Annotated in this window: 18 protein-coding genes and 1 riboswitch; of the genes, 6 read left to right on the forward strand and 12 right to left on the reverse strand. The window is 43.3% G+C overall.

The genetic code is table 11. The features are described from left to right. Nucleotides 1–35: 35 nt before the first annotated feature. Nucleotides 36–866, reverse strand: a complete 831-nt coding sequence (locus DRW41_RS03810) for a polysaccharide deacetylase family protein (RefSeq protein WP_115450612.1) — start codon at nt 864–866, stop codon at nt 36–38. A gap of 154 nt (nt 867–1,020) precedes the next feature. On the opposite strand from DRW41_RS03810, the gene DRW41_RS03815 reads away from it, so the two are divergent. Then, nucleotides 1,021–2,250: a putative glycoside hydrolase gene (locus DRW41_RS03815; protein WP_115450613.1), complete on the forward strand. Its 1,230-nt coding sequence runs from the start codon at nt 1,021–1,023 to the stop codon at nt 2,248–2,250. Nucleotides 2,251–2,381: 131 nt separating this feature from the next. On the opposite strand, the gene DRW41_RS03820 is transcribed toward DRW41_RS03815, so the two are convergent. From DRW41_RS03820 to DRW41_RS03845, 6 genes are all read right to left on the reverse strand, one after another. Beyond that, the gene (locus DRW41_RS03820) at nt 2,382–3,158 is read right to left on the reverse strand and encodes a putative hydro-lyase (RefSeq protein WP_245959347.1); all 777 of its coding nucleotides are present in this window, start codon (nt 3,156–3,158) and stop codon (nt 2,382–2,384) included. Between the two features lie 38 nt (nt 3,159–3,196). Further along, a complete protein-coding gene (locus tag DRW41_RS03825; RefSeq protein ID WP_115450614.1) occupies nt 3,197–4,387 on the reverse strand; it encodes an NRAMP family divalent metal transporter in 1,191 nt (396 codons plus the stop codon). A 45-nt stretch (nt 4,388–4,432) separates the two neighbouring features. Further along, nucleotides 4,433–5,203 (reverse strand): LamB/YcsF family protein, encoded by a 771-nt coding sequence (locus tag DRW41_RS03830; protein ID WP_115450615.1) that lies wholly within the window; start codon nt 5,201–5,203, stop codon nt 4,433–4,435. A 13-nt stretch (nt 5,204–5,216) separates the two neighbouring features. Beyond that, entirely contained in the window at nt 5,217–6,218 is a 1,002-nt protein-coding gene (locus DRW41_RS03835; protein ID WP_115450616.1) for a 5-oxoprolinase subunit C family protein, read from the reverse strand. Beyond that, nucleotides 6,215–6,931, reverse strand: coding sequence for a 5-oxoprolinase subunit PxpB (gene pxpB, locus DRW41_RS03840; RefSeq protein WP_439330848.1), 717 nt, complete (start codon nt 6,929–6,931; stop codon nt 6,215–6,217). Before pxpB ends, DRW41_RS03835 begins: the two co-directional genes overlap by 4 nt. 326 nt (nt 6,932–7,257) lie before the next feature. Then, nucleotides 7,258–8,595, reverse strand: coding sequence for a S8 family serine peptidase (locus DRW41_RS03845; protein ID WP_115450617.1), 1,338 nt, complete (start codon nt 8,593–8,595; stop codon nt 7,258–7,260). 498 nt (nt 8,596–9,093) lie between these two features. On the opposite strand from DRW41_RS03845, the gene DRW41_RS03850 reads away from it, so the two are divergent. The 4 genes from DRW41_RS03850 (at nt 9,094) to DRW41_RS03865 (ending at nt 12,463) form a co-directional block, all read left to right on the forward strand. After that, on the forward strand, nt 9,094–9,789 hold the full coding sequence (locus tag DRW41_RS03850; protein ID WP_115450618.1) for a response regulator transcription factor: 696 nt from the start codon (nt 9,094–9,096) through the stop codon (nt 9,787–9,789). 3 nt (nt 9,790–9,792) lie between these two features. Then, a complete protein-coding gene (locus tag DRW41_RS03855) occupies nt 9,793–10,728 on the forward strand; it encodes a sensor histidine kinase (RefSeq protein ID WP_115450619.1) in 936 nt (311 codons plus the stop codon). 141 nt (nt 10,729–10,869) lie between these two features. Beyond that, nucleotides 10,870–11,793 (forward strand): ATP-binding cassette domain-containing protein, encoded by a 924-nt coding sequence (locus DRW41_RS03860; protein ID WP_115450620.1) that lies wholly within the window; start codon nt 10,870–10,872, stop codon nt 11,791–11,793. Further along, on the forward strand, nt 11,777–12,463 hold the full coding sequence (locus DRW41_RS03865) for an ABC transporter permease (protein ID WP_245959349.1): 687 nt from the start codon (nt 11,777–11,779) through the stop codon (nt 12,461–12,463). Before DRW41_RS03860 ends, DRW41_RS03865 begins: the two co-directional genes overlap by 17 nt. Before the next feature lie 392 nt (nt 12,464–12,855). On the opposite strand, the gene DRW41_RS03875 is transcribed toward DRW41_RS03865, so the two are convergent. Further along, nucleotides 12,856–14,544 (reverse strand): GMC family oxidoreductase, encoded by a 1,689-nt coding sequence (locus tag DRW41_RS03875; RefSeq protein ID WP_115450622.1) that lies wholly within the window; start codon nt 14,542–14,544, stop codon nt 12,856–12,858. A 315-nt stretch (nt 14,545–14,859) separates the two neighbouring features. On the opposite strand from DRW41_RS03875, the gene DRW41_RS03880 reads away from it, so the two are divergent. Next, nucleotides 14,860–14,994, forward strand: a complete 135-nt coding sequence (locus tag DRW41_RS03880; RefSeq protein WP_115450623.1) for an ankyrin repeat domain-containing protein — start codon at nt 14,860–14,862, stop codon at nt 14,992–14,994. Nucleotides 14,995–15,140: 146 nt separating this feature from the next. Here the strand turns inward: DRW41_RS03880 and DRW41_RS03885 are convergent, their stop codons facing one another. The 4 genes from DRW41_RS03885 to DRW41_RS03900 form a co-directional block, all read right to left on the reverse strand. Further along, on the reverse strand, nt 15,141–16,214 hold the full coding sequence (locus DRW41_RS03885) for an iron-containing alcohol dehydrogenase family protein (RefSeq protein WP_115450624.1): 1,074 nt from the start codon (nt 16,212–16,214) through the stop codon (nt 15,141–15,143). Nucleotides 16,215–16,288: 74 nt separating this feature from the next. Continuing rightward, on the reverse strand, nt 16,289–17,131 hold the full coding sequence (locus DRW41_RS03890; protein ID WP_115450625.1) for a MetQ/NlpA family ABC transporter substrate-binding protein: 843 nt from the start codon (nt 17,129–17,131) through the stop codon (nt 16,289–16,291). A 64-nt stretch (nt 17,132–17,195) separates the two neighbouring features. Next, nucleotides 17,196–17,858, reverse strand: coding sequence for a methionine ABC transporter permease (locus tag DRW41_RS03895; RefSeq protein WP_115450626.1), 663 nt, complete (start codon nt 17,856–17,858; stop codon nt 17,196–17,198). Beyond that, nucleotides 17,851–18,861, reverse strand: a complete 1,011-nt coding sequence (locus tag DRW41_RS03900; RefSeq protein ID WP_115450627.1) for a methionine ABC transporter ATP-binding protein — start codon at nt 18,859–18,861, stop codon at nt 17,851–17,853. Before DRW41_RS03900 ends, DRW41_RS03895 begins: the two co-directional genes overlap by 8 nt. 164 nt (nt 18,862–19,025) lie before the next feature. Beyond that, nucleotides 19,026–19,131, reverse strand: a riboswitch (SAM riboswitch). Nucleotides 19,132–19,274 lie beyond the last annotated feature (143 nt).

The raw sequence follows: 19,274 nt of genomic DNA on the forward strand, positions 1-19,274 counted from the left end.
TTATTGCGGAGGGTGTTTTTCTTTAAATCTCTATTTTATTCTTTAGGGACCTCAATCAAAGTTGGATCGGCAAAGGAATATCCTTTGGCCTGCAGCCCCTTGACGATACTTTCAAGTGCGTCCTTTGTCCACTCGCGGTCATGCATCAAAAGGTTAGCCCCGTTGGTGAGGTACGGGCTTGTGATCATGATTTCAGCCAAAGAATCGGGGGTCTGATATTGTTTCTCCCAGTCATAGCCATACGTCCAGTTCATCAGCAGCATGCCTTCCTGCGCTGCAATCTCCTTGGAATAATCCGTATTCATGCCAAAAGGCGCCCTAAAAAAGGCAGGGGATACACCGATGATTTCTTTTACCCTGTCATTCAGGCTGACAATTTCCTGCTTCTGTTCCTCTTCTGGAATTTGCGTCATGTTTTTGTGCGAATATGTATGGTTACCAATGGCAAAGCCCATATCGTGGATCTTTTTTAATCTTTGCTCTTCTTCGGGAGTGTCAAGGAAATGCCCATTCACGAAAAAAATCGCTTTTACGCCAAGCCTGTTGAGAATCTCAGCCATTTCAAGCGAATGTTTATCGGGTGCATCATCGATCGTGATCAGGACATTTTTTTCCTCTGACCCATCCAGCCGTTCGATGGCCCAATTGGCCTTATTCAATTTATAGACTGGATGTTTTTCTTCAATAGCTTCTTTCGTATTTTCTTCAGCAGATTTTTCCGTTTCCTGCGGTTTTTCTGCATTTTTCGTTTCCGTCACTTCCGCTGAGGGTATAGAGTCTGTGACTTGGGATTTATTGCTTTGCTTGGTACCGACGCATGCGGCAAGTAAGGCAGCGGCAAACAAAATGGGAATAAATGATTTCATGTTGATTCCTCCAATATGCTAATTCTAATATCTTCATACCCACTGGAAAAGGGAGAAACCCATATTCCCCAACTTTTCGACGAAACATCACTAAAATTTTCGAGTTTCGTCTTCATAATAGATTGAAAGACTAACAAGAGGAGACATCATCGAAATGAACTACAAAACTCTCATCGTTTTATTGGTTTCTTTCCTGCTAATAGGATGCAGCAATCAGGAAAAAAGTACGGGTCAGCCACCGCCTTCTGAAAGCAGCGCGCCCGAGAAACAAGAAAGTAAAGTGGCTAAAGAGCCCGAGGCAAAAAAACCAGTGGCTAAAAAGCCCGAGCCTGAAGGTTTTAAGGCCCCATTTTCTTTTGATTACCCAAAAGATGGGGTAAAGGGAATCTATGTGACCGGGCCAACTGTGAGCGTTTCAAGGTTCGAGGAGCTTCTAAATCTAGTCGAAGCGACTGAATTGAACAGCATGGTCATCGATATCAAGGATGATTTTGGTAAATTGCAATATAAGCCCGAAGAAGGTTCCCGATTTGAAGAGATTGGCGGCCCGTACATAAAAGATCCTAACAAACTATTAAAAACCCTGGAAGAAAAGAAGATTTACCCGATTGCCCGCGTGGTGGTATTTAAGGACAGCCACCTTGCAACAAAGAGGCCCGACCTTAGTTTTACCGAAAACGGTAAAGTGTGGAAAAACAAGCGAGGCGAAAGCTTTGTCAATCCGTTTATGAAAGAAGTATGGGAATATAACGTTCAAATTGCCAAAGAAGTAGCCAAAATGGGCTTCAAAGACATCCAGTTCGATTATGTCCGTTTCCCGGAAGGTTTTGAAACAAGGGATAGCTCACTTAAGTATTCCCAGGGGGATTACAGTCAAGTAGAAAAAGATAATGTCCAAAAAAGAGTCGATGCCGTAACTGATTTTGTCGCCTATGCGAAGAAAGAACTCGAGCCTTTCAATGTAGACGTGTCGGTTGATATTTTCGGCTACTCCGCAACCCTTCCGGAAGCTCCGGGAATCGGCCAGAACTTTTCCAAGATCTCCGCCAATGTGGATGCCATCTCCAGCATGATTTACCCGAGCCACTGGACCAGCTATTTCGGCATTGAAAAGCCCGACCTGCAGCCTTACGAAATCATCAATGAGTACGCCAAGTATGAAAACAAAGTACTGGATGCATTGGAAAACCGCCCGATATCAAGGCCGTGGATCCAGGATTTCACCGCAAGCTATCTAGGGGCAGGGAACTATAAAACCTACGGGAAAGCCGAAGTGGAAGCCCAAATCCGTGCCTTGAATGAAAATGGAATTAAAGAATTCCTTCTATGGAACGCATCCAACCGCTATACAAAAGGGGTAGACTATACTCCCCTCACACCTTAAATAATTGTTCGTGGATTCGGAACGATTATAAGAGCAATAGACTGAGGGGAAAAAGACTCGCACACACGGCGAGTCTTTTTCTTTGCTCAATTAAAGTATCCGTTTCATATCGAATGTAAATATTACAAGGACTAAAGTATACTAAACTGTTCATTTTTTAGATCAGTTACAAACATATGGCCGGGGGCATGTGTAATCATAATCTCCGGTTTCATATGCATGGCAACAGCCTGAGGAGTCACCCCGCATGCCCAAAAGACAGGAATCTCACCATCCTTTATCGTTACGCTGTCACCGAAATCCGGAGAATGGATATCCTCGATGCCAATGGCAGCCGGATTGCCGATATGAATTGGCGCTCCATGTACAGAAGGGAATCGGCTTGTGACCTGGACTGCACGAATGGCTTCCTTTTCTGTCATTGGGCGCATGCTGACAACGGTAGGGCCTTCAAATCTGCCAGCTTTAACTGTTGGAATGTTCGTCTTGTACATGGGAACATTCCGTCCCTCTTCCATATGGCGGATTTGGATTCCGTTTTTCAAAAGGGCTTCTTCAAATGTAAAGCTGCAGCCGATTAGAAAACCAACCATGGAATCATCCCATAGGGCTGATACGTCTGTTATTTCTTCGGTAAAGACCCCATTTCGGTAGACGCGGTATTTCGGGATATCGGTCCTTAATTCAGCATCAGGAGCTGAGAGGGCAGGCACCCCTGATCCTGGCATAGTAACATCAATGATGGGGCAGGGCTTTGGGTTCCTTTGGCAAAACAAGAGGAATTCAAACGCCAAATCCTTTGGAAGCACAGCCAAGTTCGCCTGAATATAACCGGGAGCTAAACCCGAAGTAGGTTTTACCCACTCGTTTGCGCGGATTTTTTCACGTATAGCTTGTGGAGTCATCATTCCTATTGTGCTTTGCATAACAGAACCTCGTTTCCTTCTTATTTAAATAGCTGAGGGATTCCGTTAACCAGTGAATATCCCCCCATAATCGCCATTGCAATGACGACGACAATTCCAAAGATCGTCATCCAGAGAGGGTGTTTATAGTCGCCAACAATTTTTGTCATGTAGGTAGCGACCAGCATGACCCCTAATGCGATTGGTAAAATAAGTCCATTAAGTGATCCGACCAGTACAAGTATTTTAACAGGCCTTCCAATAATCACGAAAACAAGTGTGGAAATTGCAATGAAGGCGACGATTGTCCATTTATTATACTTATCGACCGTCTTGCTTAACGTCTGGATGAACGATACGGACGTATACGCAGCACCGACAACAGAGGTAACGGCGGCCGCCCACATGACGACACCGAAGATTTTGTAACCGACGTTTCCGGCAGCCAGTTTAAACACAGAGGCTGGGGGATTGGCAGGATCAATTGCAAGACCCTGTGCCACTACTCCTAGGGCAGCGAGGAACAGGAAAATCCTCATAATTGAAGCGATACCAATGGCACTCACGGCACTTTTGGTCACTTCCGGTAATGATTCTTTTCCTTTAATTCCAGCATCTAGCAAGCGGTGCCCACCGGCAAACGTGATATAGCCTCCTACAGTTCCACCGACAAGTGTGACAATGGCAAGGAGGTCAATTTTATCAGGAACGAAAGTCTTTACGACTGCTTCTCCAACAGGGGGCTGGGCTGTAAACATCACATAAACAGTAAGGGCAATCATGACAAATCCCATGATCTGGGCGAAACGGTCCATGGCTTTGCCGGCTTCACGAACGAGGAAAATTCCAATTGCAATAATCCCGCTTAGAAGCGCTCCCATTTCTGTCGACCAGCCAAATAGAACATTGACACCAAGTCCGGCACCAGCGATATTTCCGATGTTAAAAGCAAGTCCTCCTGCAACGATAAGGGCGGCCAGGAAAAAACCAAGGCCGGGAAGAACATCATTGGCAATATCCTGGGCGCGTTTTTCTGAAATAGCTATAATCCTCCATATATTCATCTGGGCACCAATATCAATAATAATGGACATTAAAATGACAAATCCGAAGCTGGCAAGAAGGGTCTCTGTAAAAACGGTTGTCTGAGTAAGGAACCCCGGGCCAATTGCCGAGGTTGCCATCAGGAACGCTGCACCCATTAGAATACTGGCAGTTGATTTTTTCTGCATATGAACCCCCTAAATGTTATAGCCTGCTAATAGGCCTAATTTCCTTTATTTTAAAAAGCTGCCTATTGAGGCAATTGTGATACCAGTTTCCTTTAATGCTGAGGTGATATACCTGGCAAAATCAAGGGCGCTTTCCCCATCACCGTGAATGCAGACCGTATCAGCCTTTATTGAAATATCAGAACCCTGCTGGGAAGTCACCTTGCTCTCCTTGACCATTCGGATCACCTGTCTTACCGCGGTTTCATGGTCCTTGATTAGAGCATTTGGTTCACGCCTTGATGTTAAAGAACCATCTTCCTGATAGGTACGATCGGAAAAGACTTCACTTGCAGTCCGAAGGCCCAGTCTATGACCGGCTTTCACCAGTTCACTACCTGCTAGGCCGAAAAAGACCATCTCGGGATTGACCTTGTATACAGCCTCAGCAATGGCCTCTGCAAGTTCAGCATTTTTTGCAGCCATGTTAAACAAAGCGCCATGAGGTTTAACATGCTGAATTTTTCCGCCTTCCGCTTTTACAAACGCACTCAGGGCTCCGATTTGGTAGACCACCAGGTCGTATGCTTCCTGAGGGGAGATGTTCATTTCTCTTCTCCCGAATCCAACTAGGTCCGGAAGGCCAGGATGAACACCGATCCCGACGTTTTTCTCAATTGCTAGTTTGACAGTTTTCCTCATCGTTGCAGGGTCGCCGGCATGAAACCCGCAGGCGATGTTTGCTGAAGTCACAAAATCGAGGATTTCGGCATCTCTTCCGAGTGTGTATGCACCAAAGCTTTCTCCCATGTCACAATTAATATCAACAATTGGCATTTGCTTGTTCCTCCTACTTGAATTTTAAAGTGATTCCATTTTTGAGCTGCTTTAGGTTTTCCTCTCTTTCAAGGAAAAGAAGCTGGGCTTCTTCATGTGTCACATTTTTAAAGGTGATGTAATCCCCAGGCTTTGCTTGGGCAATAAGGGGTAAATCAACTGAAGCAATTTGTCCAATTTTCGGATAGCCACCTGTAGTCTGCCGGTCGGCAAGCAGTATGATCGGGTTTCCTTCTGCGGGAACCTGGATGGACCCAAAACTTACGGCCTCGGAGATCAGTTCCTCTGGAACCTCAAGACGTAGAAGGGGGCCTTTGAGGCGGTATCCCATTCGATCTGATTGAGGGGAAACTTCAAACCTTTCACTGAAAATTTTCCGTTTACTTTCCTCATCGAAGAGATGATATTGTTTACCTTTCATGACGCGAATCGGCATGTCCTCTCGGGGAGTCGGAATTAATTTTGATGTTATCGACCAATCCATTTCGGCAAAAGGCTTGTCCTCGGTTTGGCTCTCCAAGTATTCCATCATGGCTGTTGAAAGGCTTCCTGGCGCGGCCAAATGTATGGCGTCTCCTGTTTTTAAAGCACGACCTTCATAGCCTCCAATTCCGGCCCTTAAGTAGGTTGATTTACTGTTCATGACTTCCTGGACCGTTATACCTCCAGCCACGGCCAGATACACCCGAGTTCCGGTTAACGCAGGCCCAAATCGAAGTTCACTGCCTTTTTTCACAAAGATCGTACGCCATGTCCTAACCGGAAGGCGATTAATAGAAGGGGAAAGGTCTCCTCCACAAATGGAAATTAAGCAATCCTTCTCAAATCGTAAAACTGGCCCGAGCAGGGTTATTTCAAGAGTTGGTTCGTTATCCCCGTTGCCTACCAGTATATTAGCAACCCGGTGGGCTATTTGGTCCATTACTCCGCTGGCTATTACTCCATATTTTTGGTATCCATAACGGCCCATATCCTGAACACTTGTAAGGAGTCCAGGTTTCACTACGGTAATCATAATGGATCTCCTCCAAGCCTTATGTATTCTTCAATGCTAATCGGAATAAATTTAATTTTATCGCCGGCCCTTAAGAGGGTGGGAGGCTCGTCTTCAGGACGAAACAGCTCTACCGGCGTCCGGCCGATCAACTGCCAGCCGCCTGGCGTTTCAATCGGATATACCCCTGTTTGTTTGCCAGCAATTCCGACGGTTCTCGGAGGAATTTTTAATCTGGGACTATCCCTGCGTGGCGTGGCTATTTTTTCCGACATGCCTCCGATAAAAGGGAAGCCTGGAGCAAAGCCAATCATATAAACCGAGTAGTCACCAGAGGAATGTATGTGGATCACTTCCTCTTCAGAAAGACCGTGATGCTTTGCCACAAACGGGAGATCTGGGCCCATTTCCCCTCCATAGCAAACCGGGATTTCTACTGTCCGCGGCAGGGTTTCTTGCGATGAAGACATTTTGCCCAATAATTTCTTAAGCTGGATACAGACAATATCATATGGTAATTTGGATATGCCTCTAAACTTAGAGATGACCTCGACCGGGTCGTAAAACACGGTGACAGTCGTGAAGGCGGGTATGTATTCAACGATCCAGGGTTCCAAGTTTCTATCTAGAAATGAGGTAACTAGCTGAACCTTTCGCTGTGTTTCTTCATTGATATCTTTTCCAAGCTCTATGACGACTGCCTGGTCTCCTAGAGGATGGAAAATGAACGTCAGGTTTTCTTCCATCATGCATTTAGTCTCCCTAAAATAATATTCTGTTTATTATAGCTTAAACTTTTTGAATTTTGAAACATTACCTATATCAACTGGATATTTAAAAGCTGTCCTATGAAAACTTTTCCGAAATATCTTCCTCATGGTGAAGCATGAGAAGGTTTAGATAGTATTTGCCTAATTGTTTTCTTTTTTTTATGGTTAGGGCCATTAAAATCTGTTCTAGCTGACTGCTGAATAACACATATCGGGGTACAGTTCAATAATCCAGAAAACACTTAAAACAGGAAAAAGACGTGTGCAGAAACACACGTCTTTACACTTTTTTATTGCAATGCATTCCACACATTGACCAACCCGTGGCCAAAATATTCATCATGTCCTGGATTTCCTAAATCTTCTGCAGTCTGCTGGAGCCTGGTGGCAATCTGCTGTGCTGTTAAGTGAGGGAATTGCGCCTTCACTAGCGCGGCAGCTGCTGCGACCTTAGGTGCAGCCATACTAGTTCCGATTTTCCAGCCGTATGAGCCTTGTGCAACCGGTATTGTGGAAAGCGTCCTTGCTTCAAGATCACGCTTTGATGTATCACTCTCCGGGTTTGGCCAGTTAGGGCCGTAGTCTCCGCCTGGAGAAGCAAGATGAACATTGGATGACCCGTAATTTGAGTAGTATGCCAAAGTGTCACGGTTTGTCGTTGACGAAACACTGACAACGCCAGGAATACTCGTGAATGTGTCAAATAGCGGGCCATCGTATACTTTGCCGGTTCCTTTTTCTGTTTTCGTTCGCTTTCCAAGGTCCATTCCGTCATTGCCATTAGCGCCGACAATCAGCATCCCTTTATTAAGGGCATATTGGACAGCCCTTTGGGAGGACAAGTGGAGTGCACGTTCCTGTTTGTCATTCATAATGCTGTACGTACCGAGGCTTAAGTTTGCAGATACAGCACCATCGTCAGCCGCTGTGGTGATTGCCGACAATATGCCGGTCCAGTTCATCCTCCCCTGGTTGTTTGATACACGGTAGGAAGCGATTGCGAGTTCAGGACCTACCCCTTTCACTCTGCCATTTGCTGCAATCGTTCCGGCAACATGGGTCCCGTGTGAGCCGGAATCCCTCAACTCATCGCCTGGTCTAGCTCCCGGGAAAAATGCTTTGCCAAACACAAGATTATCTTTTAGATCCGGATGGCTAAAATCGACTCCTGTGTCAATAACAGCTACAAGTGTTTCTTTATTGCCCGGATTAATGTTCCAGGATTCACCGTTTTGAGCTACCCGTTTAATATCCCACTGATATTGTTCGTATAAATCAGCTTGAACAGGTGCTGCGTTTTCAGCTTCCTGGAGGTTCAATGCCTCGACATCCTCTTCAAATGTACGGATATCAATATCTTCCGCTACAGCGAGTACTTTGGAGTTTCCTTCAAGCTTTTGCAAAATGGAAGGGTCGTCCGAGCTGATATTGACAACTCCGATTTGAGGGGCCTCGAAAATAATATCTGCGCTCAATTCCTTTAGTGTATGTATAGAGTCACTGTCTGTTTGAGGTGATTTAAGCACCACAATATAATTCTTCTTTGCAGTTTCCTGCGCTGTTGCCGGGAATGAAACGGTTCCGAAGGCAACAAGTAATACGGTAACAAGCAATAATAATCTTTTCATAATATCCTCCCTTTTTCAAAAAATTCTGATATAGGATAAGTATAGTTTTTCTAGCAAAACTATGAAATTGGCCGAAAGATATATTTTATTCTTTTGAAAGGGGATAAAAAGGCCTTTCTTACTGGAGATTTGGACCTTATTCTTGTTTTTCTGAATTGATAAAACAAGCGATTAATTAGGGAAAAAAAACGTTCAATAACATTAATATTATCGATTGTTTATTCGAGATTAGGAAAAGTGAAATGTACTTTTATCCTATGTTCATAGCATTATTACTAGGGTCATGGGGATGGGATGGTGTAGGTTGCCTTCTCCGCAAGATGCACACCTTCTTTGGAGTAAAATAGGGGAGTGTGTGTGTCAGGAAGTGATTTGATCCATTTATTGGCATAAGAAGGGATTTATGATGGGGTACCGAAAGTGATTTAATGAAAACAATTGAATATTGCCATTTTTGGAAAATTAGGTAATACTCAAACATGGAATGGAAGTGATAATGTGCAAAAAAATGTTCTGCTTGTAGAAGATGATAGAGAGATTAGTAAATTGGTTAAAAGCCACTTGGAACAGGAGAGTTTTACGGTACTAACCGCATTTGACGGAGAAGAGGCGTTGGCTCTTCTTGAAAAAAATCAGGTAGATTTAATCTTACTAGATTTAATGCTTCCTAAGCTAAGTGGGATGGATTTTCTAAAGCAAATAAGAACAACAAATTTAGTACCTGTCTTGATCATTTCAGCAAAAGGGAGTGATCTGGATAAAGCGTTAGGCCTGGGTTTTGGTGCAGACGATTATATTAGCAAACCTTTTTCTATGGTGGAACTAACCGCAAGGGTACACGCTGCAATTCGAAGGGCTACACAATATCTTCCTTCAGAGAATCTAACTCCGACAACTAGACTTCATTTTAAAGAGCTTTCTCTTGACGTAAAAACATTTTTGGCTGTTGTTAAGGGGAAGACCGTGCCCCTTACATCAAAGGAATTTCATATTTTAAAGCTTTTTATGACCAATCAGAACAGAGTGTTTACAAAGGAGCAAATTTACCATTTCATTTGGGAAGATGACTATTTTGGTAATGAAAATGTAATTAACGTACATATTAGAAGAGTTCGGGAAAAAATAGAAGAAGATCCGTCAAACCCGCAATACATTCGAACGATATGGGGAATCGGATATAAATTAGGTGAATAACTTATGGTTCTTTTATTAAGTACAATCATAGTTGTTTTACTTTTGATTATTGGAGTGCAATTTTATTTTAGGAGAAACATGAAGAGGGATCTTAACGAAATACAAAAAAAACTCTTCGATATAATTGAACAAAAGACTACTGAAAAAGTTTTAATTCAAACTGATCAGAAAGTCACTAAACAATTCCTAATTCAAATTAACCGTCTTTTGGAATACAACCAACAAGTCATAGCGGACTATGTAAAAACGAAAGAAAGTTTACGAAAACTTCTGTCTAACATGTCTCACGATTTAAAAACCCCTTTAACTGTAATTTTAGGCTATGTTGAAAAATTAAATCTGGACAACAGTATGAGTGTGGAAGAACGGGGCCAGGTCCTGAACCGTCTTCATCAAAAAACACTAAACGTAATAGCACTGCTCAACCAATTTTTTGACCTTGTAAAACTTGATTCAGGCGATTATTCAATCCCTTTAAGCAGGATTTCTATTAATGAAATTTGCAGGAAAAATGTGCTGGAGTTTTATAGCTTGCTGCAATCAAAAAATCTTCAGGTTGAAGTGAATATTCCAGAACTAAGTTATTTCATTCTTGGAAATGAGGAAGCAATTAATCGGGTCTTGAGCAATCTAATCTCTAATGCAATCCGTTATGGAAGCGATGGAGGTGTGTTTGGGCTGGACGTAAGGGAAGAGGGGGATTATATTGCGATTGACATTTGGGATAAAGGGAAAGGAATTGCTAAGGTGCATCAAGAGCAGGTGTTTGAACGGTTATATACTCTGGATGATGCGAGAAATCCAGAATTTCAAGGAAGTGGGCTCGGATTAAGCATAACGAAACACTTAGTCGAAGCAATGAAAGGTTCCATTAACTTAAACAGCATACCTTATGAAAAAACGGTCTTTACGTGTATTTTCCATCGGATAACATATTAAATACTACTCACAGGAGGTATTCAGCCAGAATAGCCTCTTTTTTGCTAGTAAAAAAACTTAAGAATTATTTAAGGATTGAGAAAGGAAAAAGATATTTTTGACGCCTATGATGAAAGTAGAAGGATGAAAGGAGGATTTTGAATGATTAGTGTATTAAAAACAACTGGTCTCACTAAAAAGGGAAAAAGAAGACAGCTGGTAGAAAATATTAATCTTCACATTCATAAAGGAGAAATTTATGGTCTTCTCGGTCAAAATGGTGCTGGTAAAACAACAATTATGAAAATGCTCACCGGCATATTGAAGCCAACAAGTGGAGTGATCGAATTATTTGGCCAGAGGCTTACGGAAAGTTCAAAATTTATGTTAACAAGAGTCGGAAGTATTATTGAATATCCAATCTTTTTTGAGCACTTAACCGCGATGGAAAATTTGAAGCTCCACTGCGAATATTTGGGATACTATGATGATAAAGGAATAAAGCAAGCATTGGATATGGTTCAATTAAGAGGGATTGAGGATAAATGTGTAAAAGAATTTTCACTTGGGATGAAACAGCGGCTTGGGATTGCCAGAGCTATTATAACAAAGCCTGAACTGATCATTTTAGATGAGCCCACAAATGGTCTCGATCCGATCGGGATAAAAGATACAAGGGATTTAATCTTAATGCTTAACAAGGAATACGGTATAACCTTTATCCTATCCAGTCATATTTTAGGAGAAATGGAACAGGTAGTGGACAGGATTGGCGTAATAGATAATGGAAGGTTGATAAATGAAGTTACATTAGAAGATATTCGGAAGCAACGATCAGATTATATCGAGCTGTTGACAACAGATGTACAAAAAACACTTTATTTACTAGAAAATGAACTTCATATTTCGAATATGAAAATCATGCAAGGGAATAGGATTCGGATATATGATCTGACTCGTTCCCAAAGCGATATTTCCAAATTGTTGATTCTCCATGATATTGGTATTGAAGAAATTCAAAAACATACGAGCTCCCTTGAAGACTATTTCTATGAGCAAATTAATGGAGGTGAAAAAATTGTTTAAATTAATGCGATTAGAATGGAAGAAGTTAAAACGTCTTTCAGTTATCAGTGAAGTAATCATTTACTGGCTAATTCTTATGTTTATGCCTGTATTTTTCATAAAAATGGTAATGCCTGATTTTGGCCAGAATTATGCAGCAGCAATTGAACTAAATTCGTTTACCCAAATGGGTTTCATCTTGTTTGGGGGATCCCTTATCAATCAGGTTTTCATTGAAGAATATAAAAATAAAACGATCTCCCTTTCTTTCGGATACCCTATCAGCCGAAAAAAGTTGTTTACGGCAAAAGTGCTGTTTATTTCACTTTCTGTCTTTCTTGCTACGTTTCTTTCCTTTATTTTTACAGGTTTGACGACCTATTTGCTTGATCAGGTTTTTCCTATCATTAACGGACAGCCAACTAACTCGGATATTATTGCCTATTTTTATAGTACAATAACCCGTTCATTTATTATTACCCTGATTAGTTTCATTCCACTTTTTTTATTTGGGATTTTGAAAAGACTAACGGTTCCCACAGTTGTCTGCTCAATAGCAACTATGCAATTGCCGAATTTCTCATCATTCTTACATCTTGAACCGAATTTTATAATACTCGTACTATGCATACTAGGAGCACTTAGCATATCTCTTTCTATTAAAACTGCAGAGAGTGTAGGTGAGATTTAGATTTGAATGGGTAGGGGGGTATACATTTTAAGTAAAAAGTATTGAATGAAGTAGCTAAAATATCATTAGAGGTGAACCCCCGATGAAATTAAGGGAGCATAAAAGCTTTGTTCATTTTTGGACTGCATCCACAACTTCAATCTTTGGTACATATATTACGACTATTCCTGCAAGTATTGGTGGTAGTTAATATGGGAGGCAGTGCTGTTGATGTTGGCTGGGTTTCAGCATCTAGATGGCTTCCGTATGTACTGTTGGGATAAATTGCGGATTTTTTACGATTATTCATATCATATCGGACAAATCGTTTATATGGATAAACAATTGAGGACAGTTAACAAAAAGAAGCACTCCCCGAACAGGTAGTGCTTATCTTCGTATTCAAATCTAAACTATATATCTGCCTGAATAAATCGCACTGCATTAAGGCCAATCATCTGGCAAGGCAAAACAGTGTTGCCATCTGGCATAATTGGCGCGATGGATAAATCAGCGACTTTAAGGTTCCTGGTGCCAAAGACATTCAGAAATCCGTCTACAACACCCTCTTTTATCGTGTTGCCCATCCGACATTGTCCCCCATAATGATTTAGAGCAGTATAGGAGGCTCTAGCGAAGTCTGCAAGCCTGGCTCTTTTTTCTTGCTCATCCCTTAAATGAAAAATAGTTTCAGATGGGTATACAACCCTATAAACACCATCTGGATCTAATTCGCGGGCTCTCTTCATTATTTCAAACGTATCAATATATCGATCAATCATATAATTTAAGTCATCAGGATTTTCTAACGGGTTAAAGGCTACGGATGGAAGGGCCTCTGGATCACTGTGTGCTGCCAAAATGGTTCCCTTGCTTGCAGGGTTAAGGTCGACAATGCCTATACTCATCACATTGGTAGGGTTATCGGGATTAAACTCCCATTTATTTATTGTGATATCAGGACCCGGCACAAATCTTGGTCCTATGTTTCCTAATAATTGAAGGCGCCGCCCTGAATGGTTTCGTGGCCCATCTTCCTTTTTAAAAGCGCCTATCGGAATAGGTTGATCCGGATCTTTTTCCATTACTCTTTGAAGGCGTGATGTTTCCACTTCAATTCCGATCCCGACGGCATAATGGGTTTGAAGATTATGCCCGACATTTGGGCTCTCAACGATTGTTTTGATACCCGCCTTAGCCAAATCTTCTGATTTTCCAATGCCTGAGCGCTGCAAGATGACCGGGGACATATTTCCCGCGCAGACGATGATTCCTTTTCTTGCTGAAGCCCGTTGTGCTTTTCCATCCCTGACAAACTCAACAGTCCTGGCAAGAGGGATTCCTGCATTTTCAATAAAGATAATTTTATTTACGGTCGACTTGGCTAAAATCGCCAATTTCCTCCTGCCAATTCCAATCTCATCAGGATTAAACTCATTTCCCTGTGTGACTATATGTTCGTTTAAATACCCAGTTGCAGTAGATGAACGGATGAACCCACCTTCAACTTCTTCCTGGGTGTATTGGGACTTGAAAAACGTGCAATCTCTTATCCCAGTATTATAGTCTTCAACAATAGGAATATCTAAAACATCCGATGTTGCCCTAGCTAAAATTGTAGTAAGTCCATTTTCGGGAATGAGTTGTTGTCTAACAAAAATCGGACCGTCTGTTCCACGTTCTTTGGGTTCTTGGGTCTCTCCTGTATAAGTCTCGTTTTTAATGAATAGGGGACGGACATTTTTGTAACTCCACTGGAATCCCACCAATTTTGCCCACTCATCGAATAGGTTGCTGCTGCAGCGTACTGCCAACATTGCGTTATGCTCTGAACTTCCACCAATTGCTCTTCCGTTTGATAAAAGAAGCTGGCGGCCAATCGTTGGTTCCACTTTAGAAAGGATATTTAAGGAATGCCTATTATCACTTGCTAATGCAGAGGATACAGCCCCAGAAGGACTGCTTAGTTCTTCAGTCATATTCGTTCCAGCTTCTAGAACAAGCACTGAAGTTCTTCTGTCATCTGTTAACTTTTTTGCAATTACGCCTCCTGCTGTTCCGGCACCAATTATGATATAGTCAAATGGTTTTATTCTTGACATCAAATCATCCCTTTCAAAGATGATACTACAAATTGCAATTGGAAAAATGTCCAAGTCAAGTTCTTATCCCGCTAAAATTTAATTACAAGTTTTAATGACCAATATCGGCCTCCTTTACATTAAAAGTCCATTGTAGTTTATGAAATGTTTTTCAAAATTGTTAGTAATTTTCCACCGTATTAAGTACCGAGCCTTTGTCCAAATGTTTTTTTCTGTTCCCACTCTTTGTTCAATACATCTTGTCCATTTTCAAAAGAACGAGTCTTCAAAGATATTTAAGCGTATTATAAAAATGCGGATGGGCGCACGGCATTGATGGTCGCTACGCAAAACAATCGGATTGATGTTGTAAAGGTGCTGCTTGAAGCCGGGAACGACGTGAACACACGGGATATCACTCTCTTGACGCCATTTATTTGCGAAGGCGAAACGGTTTTCACGAAATCTTAAGCATCATGATGATGTATGGAGCCGATTTAAAGAGCGTCAACTGTTCGGATGCACAGCGTTGTAGCCTGAAGCAAAAGTCGCTTGAGTTGTTGGGGGAAAAATAGGTCAAAAAAAATGCACCCGCCGAAATCGGAAGGTGCCGGAAGTCAATCGTTTACTAACCTCTCAAGCTGGAGGATGGAATTTGTCAGGTGTTCTGTTGTTAAAGCGATATCCAGGAAGTGAATCGACTCCCCTGGGGCCAGGGCTTTGGCGGCGACTACTTCAGCGGCCCTTTCAGGTGCAAGTATGCCCATGCTTTTAAGGCTGAAAGGCAATCCGGTTTTTTTATAAAAGGGAAGCAGGCCAATAATTTCTTCTTCCCTGCCCTCGAGCATTAACTGGACGAGAATCCCGTAAGCTACTTTATCCCCATGAAGGAACGAATGGGCTTCGGGCAAATGGGTGAGACCGTTATGGATGGAGTGGGCTCCAGCAATCCTACCGAAATGGTCGCCAAACCCTCCAACCATTCCGCCAGCCATGATGATCGTTTCACATACCTTTACAAGTTCATGAGTGGCCGTTCCTGTTTCGGCCGCTTCAAGGGCTTCGTTCCCGAAGGCAAGGAGATTGGTTTTACAAAGAAGTGCTGCTTCCCTGGCGATTTGCATTGGCACCGTCCAATTATGAATTTGCCTTAGCAAAGCATCTGCTTCATACCATTTGGCAAGCGTGTCCCCGATGCCGGCCCGGAGATAGGCGGGAGGGGAGGCCACGAGTATCGCAGGCTCGACAAGGATGGCCAGGGCGCTACCCTTAAAAATTGTATAATGCAGGAATCGGCCGCGGCTGTCATAAATGACGCTTAACGGCGTCCATGCCGCGCAGGTCGATGCAAGGGTTGGTATCAAAATAAACGGAATCGAAACAAGGTCTCCGGCCGCTTTTGCAAGATCGAGCACTTTTCCCCCGCCGACGGCAATGATGGCGTCATGGTTCGCATGGGCGACGAGGCTGCCTATCCGTTCAATTTCTTCTATTGAACATTCACCGCCATACGTTTCTCGCCGGGCATCAAGCCCATCTGGAAAATAGGAGTTTGTGGCGTTCCAGGATTTTTCCCCTGTCAGTACAAGAGGGTTTCCGATTCCGTGTCTGCCGAGCAGGGAGGGGAGACTATCAAGAATCCCGGCTTCACATGCATAATAATTCGGCGCCCCGCGCACTTCAAGTTTCATCGTACACATCTCCTTATAAATGAAGCCAGCACATAAGCGGTGCTGGCTTCTCTGCTATCTGTTTGAAAGTATGCTTAGCGGTTTTTCATCCATTCCGGCTTGCCGAAACCCTGGAAGTCGCTGTCAATTGTCTTTTCGAACTCTTTTGATTCAACCGCGTCCTTAATATCTTTTGCAAATTCGGAATTAAGGTCTTTCGTATTTACGACAACACGGTTGCGGTAATCATCCGGCATATCTTCCAGCTGAAGCGCGTCAAGCAGGTTCATCTTCGCGGCAAGTGCGAAGTTGCCTGGTACAAGGGCAAGGTCGACGCTTTCAACGGAGCGAGGTAGCTGTGCGGCTTCGATTGGTGTGAACTTAAGGTTCTTAGGGTTATCTTTCACATCCTTTTCCGATGCTTTCAGCGGGTCGATTGAAGAGTCAATCGTGATAAGTCCTGCGTCTTCAAGCACACCCAATGCGCGGGCAAGGTTTGTTGGGTCGTTTGGCAGGGAAACCGTGCTGCCGTCCGCTACTTCTTCCACTGATTTGAATTTAGTTGAGAAAATTCCCATTGGGGCGGTCGGGACGATCACAAGTTCAGAAAGCTCCAGGTTGTTTTGTTTCGCGAAGTTTTCCATATAGATTTTGTGCTGGAACAGGTTCGCGTCGATATCGCCGTTGCCAAGCGCAAGGTTTGGCTGAACGTAGTCGCTGAATTCGACAACTTCAACTTTGTAGCCTTTTTCCTCAAGTAATGGCTTGATGGCTTTTGACGCCATGTCACTGTATGGGCCGGCGGTGGCGCCGATTTTGATTTCCTTCTTCTCCGCTTTTTCTCCGCCGTTTTTGGAGGAAGACTCGCTGGAATCGCCGCAGGCTGCAAGGGCGCCGAGGCTTAGTACCAGAATTAGGGCAAGCAATACTTTTTTCATTTCTCTTGTTCTCCTTTGATGTTTTTATTTATTTTGAAAAGCAATTCGCTTTTGCAAAAGCAGGTTAACGTCTGTCCACTTTCCTGCTAATGGCGTCGCCTGTTAGCTGGATAATCTGGACAAGGCAAATCAGGATGACGATTGTAACAAGCATGACGGTGTTATCATAGCGGTAATAGCCAAAGCGGATTGCCAGGTCCCCGATGCCGCCGCCGCCGACAATGCCGGCCATGGCTGAAAAGCCAATCAACGAAATTGTTGTAAGCGTTACGCCCTGGACAATCCCGGGCTTTGCTTCAGGCAGAAGGACATCCTTGATAATCATCCATGGTGTCGCGCCGACCGCTACGGCAGCCTCGATAATTCCCTTATCGATTTCCCTCAGGGATGTTTCTACCAATCTTGCAAAAAACGGAATCGCGGCAACCGAAAGTGAAACACTCGCGGCAATTGGACCGATTGTTGTACCGGTAATCAATTTTGTCAGCGGCAAAAGGGCGACAAGCAATATGATGAACGGAATTGAACGGATCATATTGACCAGGAAGCCAAGGATCGATTTCACCGGCCTGTTTTCTAGAAACAATCCCCTATCGGAAACAAACAGGAGCACGCCGAGAGGGAGGCCAGTGGCAAGCGCTACTCCAAGGGAGATGAGGACCATCTGGACAGTCTGAAAAAATGCCTTATTTAGGTCAGGGAGCAATTGTTGGATTGTCTCAAGCATGCGCAATCACCTCCACGTTATTTGTCCTTTCGATGATATAGGCAATGGCTTTCTCAATCTCCGTTTTTTCCCCGTTCAGTTCCATAATGAAAATCCCGAGGGGGACCGATTGGATATACTCGATCTTTCCATGAAGGATATTGCCTTTCACCTTGAATTGCTGGAGTACATCCGATACAATCGCTTCCTCGGCCGCGCTTCCCTTGAAGGTTATTTTTATGACAGGACCCTGGCGCCTCTCCAAAAGGTGTTCCGGAAGCTCGAAATGGAGGACACTGTTGATGAAAGCCTTCGTCAGCGGCTGCTTTGGATTCGCGAAAATGTCGTAAACCTGACCTTCCTCGATGATCTTCCCGTCCTGCATGACGGCGATCCGGTCACAGATTTCCTTTACGACATCCATTTCATGGGTGATCAGGACAATCGTTAGGCCAAGCTCTTTGTTGATTTTTTTCAAAAGGGAAAGGATGGACTTTGTCGTGCTCGGATCAAGCGCGGATGTCGCTTCATCGCACAGAAGGACATTCGGGTCGTTTGCGAGGGCCCTTGCGATTCCGACCCGCTGTTTTTGCCCGCCGCTCAGCTGTGCAGGATAGACATCCCTTTTATCGGAGAGGCCGACAAGTTCAAGCAGTTCGCTGACGCGCTTTTCAATCTGCGCTTTGTCCTTTCCTGCTGCTTTTAGTGCGAACGCTATATTCTCGAAAACAGTTTTTGAGGATACAAGGTAAAAGTGCTGAAAAATCATCCCGATTTTCTGTCTTGCTTGGCGCAGTTCCCTGTCGGAAAGGGAGGTAAGCTTAACCCCGTCGACTGTGATTTCTCCCGAAGTGGGCTTCTCAAGGAGGTTCAGGCAGCGGATTAATGAACTTTTTCCCGCGCCGCTGTACCCGACGATCCCGAAGATTTCGCCTTTATTAATTTCAAGGGAAACGTTGTCGACGCCTATCACATTTCCCTTTCTCGTCTTATACTCTTTAACAACTTTATCGATTACGATCATGGATTTACCCCCTCTGTTGGTAAAAGAACATTATTTGCAAATAGTGATTATGTATGGCGGCTTGAAAAAAAAACCGTTGCGCGCCCATCTGTTGGCTTTATAAGTTTTTCAAAACAAAAAGCCCCTTTCATTCAGAAAGAGGCATCGAAAACAACTAAGTTAACGACTTATCTTCCAGAATGAATCCATTCTGCAGGAAGTGGCACCGTTCCCATACTTGGTGGTTGCCGGACGTCATCGGGCCTGTCCCTCGGTCGCTCTTGATAAGTGTTTTTTGTATGAAATTAACAATACATATCATAATCCTAGGAAAAATGGATGTCAACAAGCAAATTTGAGTTTATTATTCTGATAACGCTTACAATGTTGCTAATTAAGGAAATTATCGAAAAATATTTTTTTGGAGTTATTCG

It is taken from the genome of Neobacillus piezotolerans, from assembly GCF_003362805.1.
GTDB classification, from domain to species: domain Bacteria; phylum Bacillota; class Bacilli; order Bacillales; family Cytobacillaceae; genus Bacillus_D; species Bacillus_D piezotolerans.

Excerpts from the sequence above, each read along its gene's own strand:
- DRW41_RS03875 (WP_115450622.1), bottom strand. The coding sequence starts at position 14,544 with ATGTCAAGAATAAAACCATTTGACTATATCATAATTGGTGCCGGAACA.
- DRW41_RS03900 (WP_115450627.1), bottom strand. The coding sequence starts at position 18,861 with ATGATCGTAATCGATAAAGTTGTTAAAGAGTATAAGACGAGAAAGGGA.
- DRW41_RS03880 (WP_115450623.1), top strand. The coding sequence starts at position 14,860 with ATGGTCGCTACGCAAAACAATCGGATTGATGTTGTAAAGGTGCTGCTT.
- DRW41_RS03855 (WP_115450619.1), top strand. The coding sequence starts at position 9,793 with ATGGTTCTTTTATTAAGTACAATCATAGTTGTTTTACTTTTGATTATT.
- DRW41_RS03830 (WP_115450615.1), bottom strand. The coding sequence starts at position 5,203 with ATGCCAATTGTTGATATTAATTGTGACATGGGAGAAAGCTTTGGTGCA.
- DRW41_RS03825 (WP_115450614.1), bottom strand. The coding sequence starts at position 4,387 with ATGCAGAAAAAATCAACTGCCAGTATTCTAATGGGTGCAGCGTTCCTG.
- DRW41_RS03815 (WP_115450613.1), top strand. The coding sequence starts at position 1,021 with ATGAACTACAAAACTCTCATCGTTTTATTGGTTTCTTTCCTGCTAATA.
- DRW41_RS03845 (WP_115450617.1), bottom strand. The coding sequence starts at position 8,595 with ATGAAAAGATTATTATTGCTTGTTACCGTATTACTTGTTGCCTTCGGA.
- DRW41_RS03860 (WP_115450620.1), top strand. The coding sequence starts at position 10,870 with ATGATTAGTGTATTAAAAACAACTGGTCTCACTAAAAAGGGAAAAAGA.
- DRW41_RS03890 (WP_115450625.1), bottom strand. The coding sequence starts at position 17,131 with ATGAAAAAAGTATTGCTTGCCCTAATTCTGGTACTAAGCCTCGGCGCC.
- DRW41_RS03835 (WP_115450616.1), bottom strand. The coding sequence starts at position 6,218 with ATGATTACCGTAGTGAAACCTGGACTCCTTACAAGTGTTCAGGATATG.
- DRW41_RS03895 (WP_115450626.1), bottom strand. The coding sequence starts at position 17,858 with ATGCTTGAGACAATCCAACAATTGCTCCCTGACCTAAATAAGGCATTT.
- DRW41_RS03820 (WP_245959347.1), bottom strand. The coding sequence starts at position 3,158 with ATGATGACTCCACAAGCTATACGTGAAAAAATCCGCGCAAACGAGTGG.
- DRW41_RS03885 (WP_115450624.1), bottom strand. The coding sequence starts at position 16,214 with ATGAAACTTGAAGTGCGCGGGGCGCCGAATTATTATGCATGTGAAGCC.
- DRW41_RS03810 (WP_115450612.1), bottom strand. The coding sequence starts at position 866 with ATGAAATCATTTATTCCCATTTTGTTTGCCGCTGCCTTACTTGCCGCA.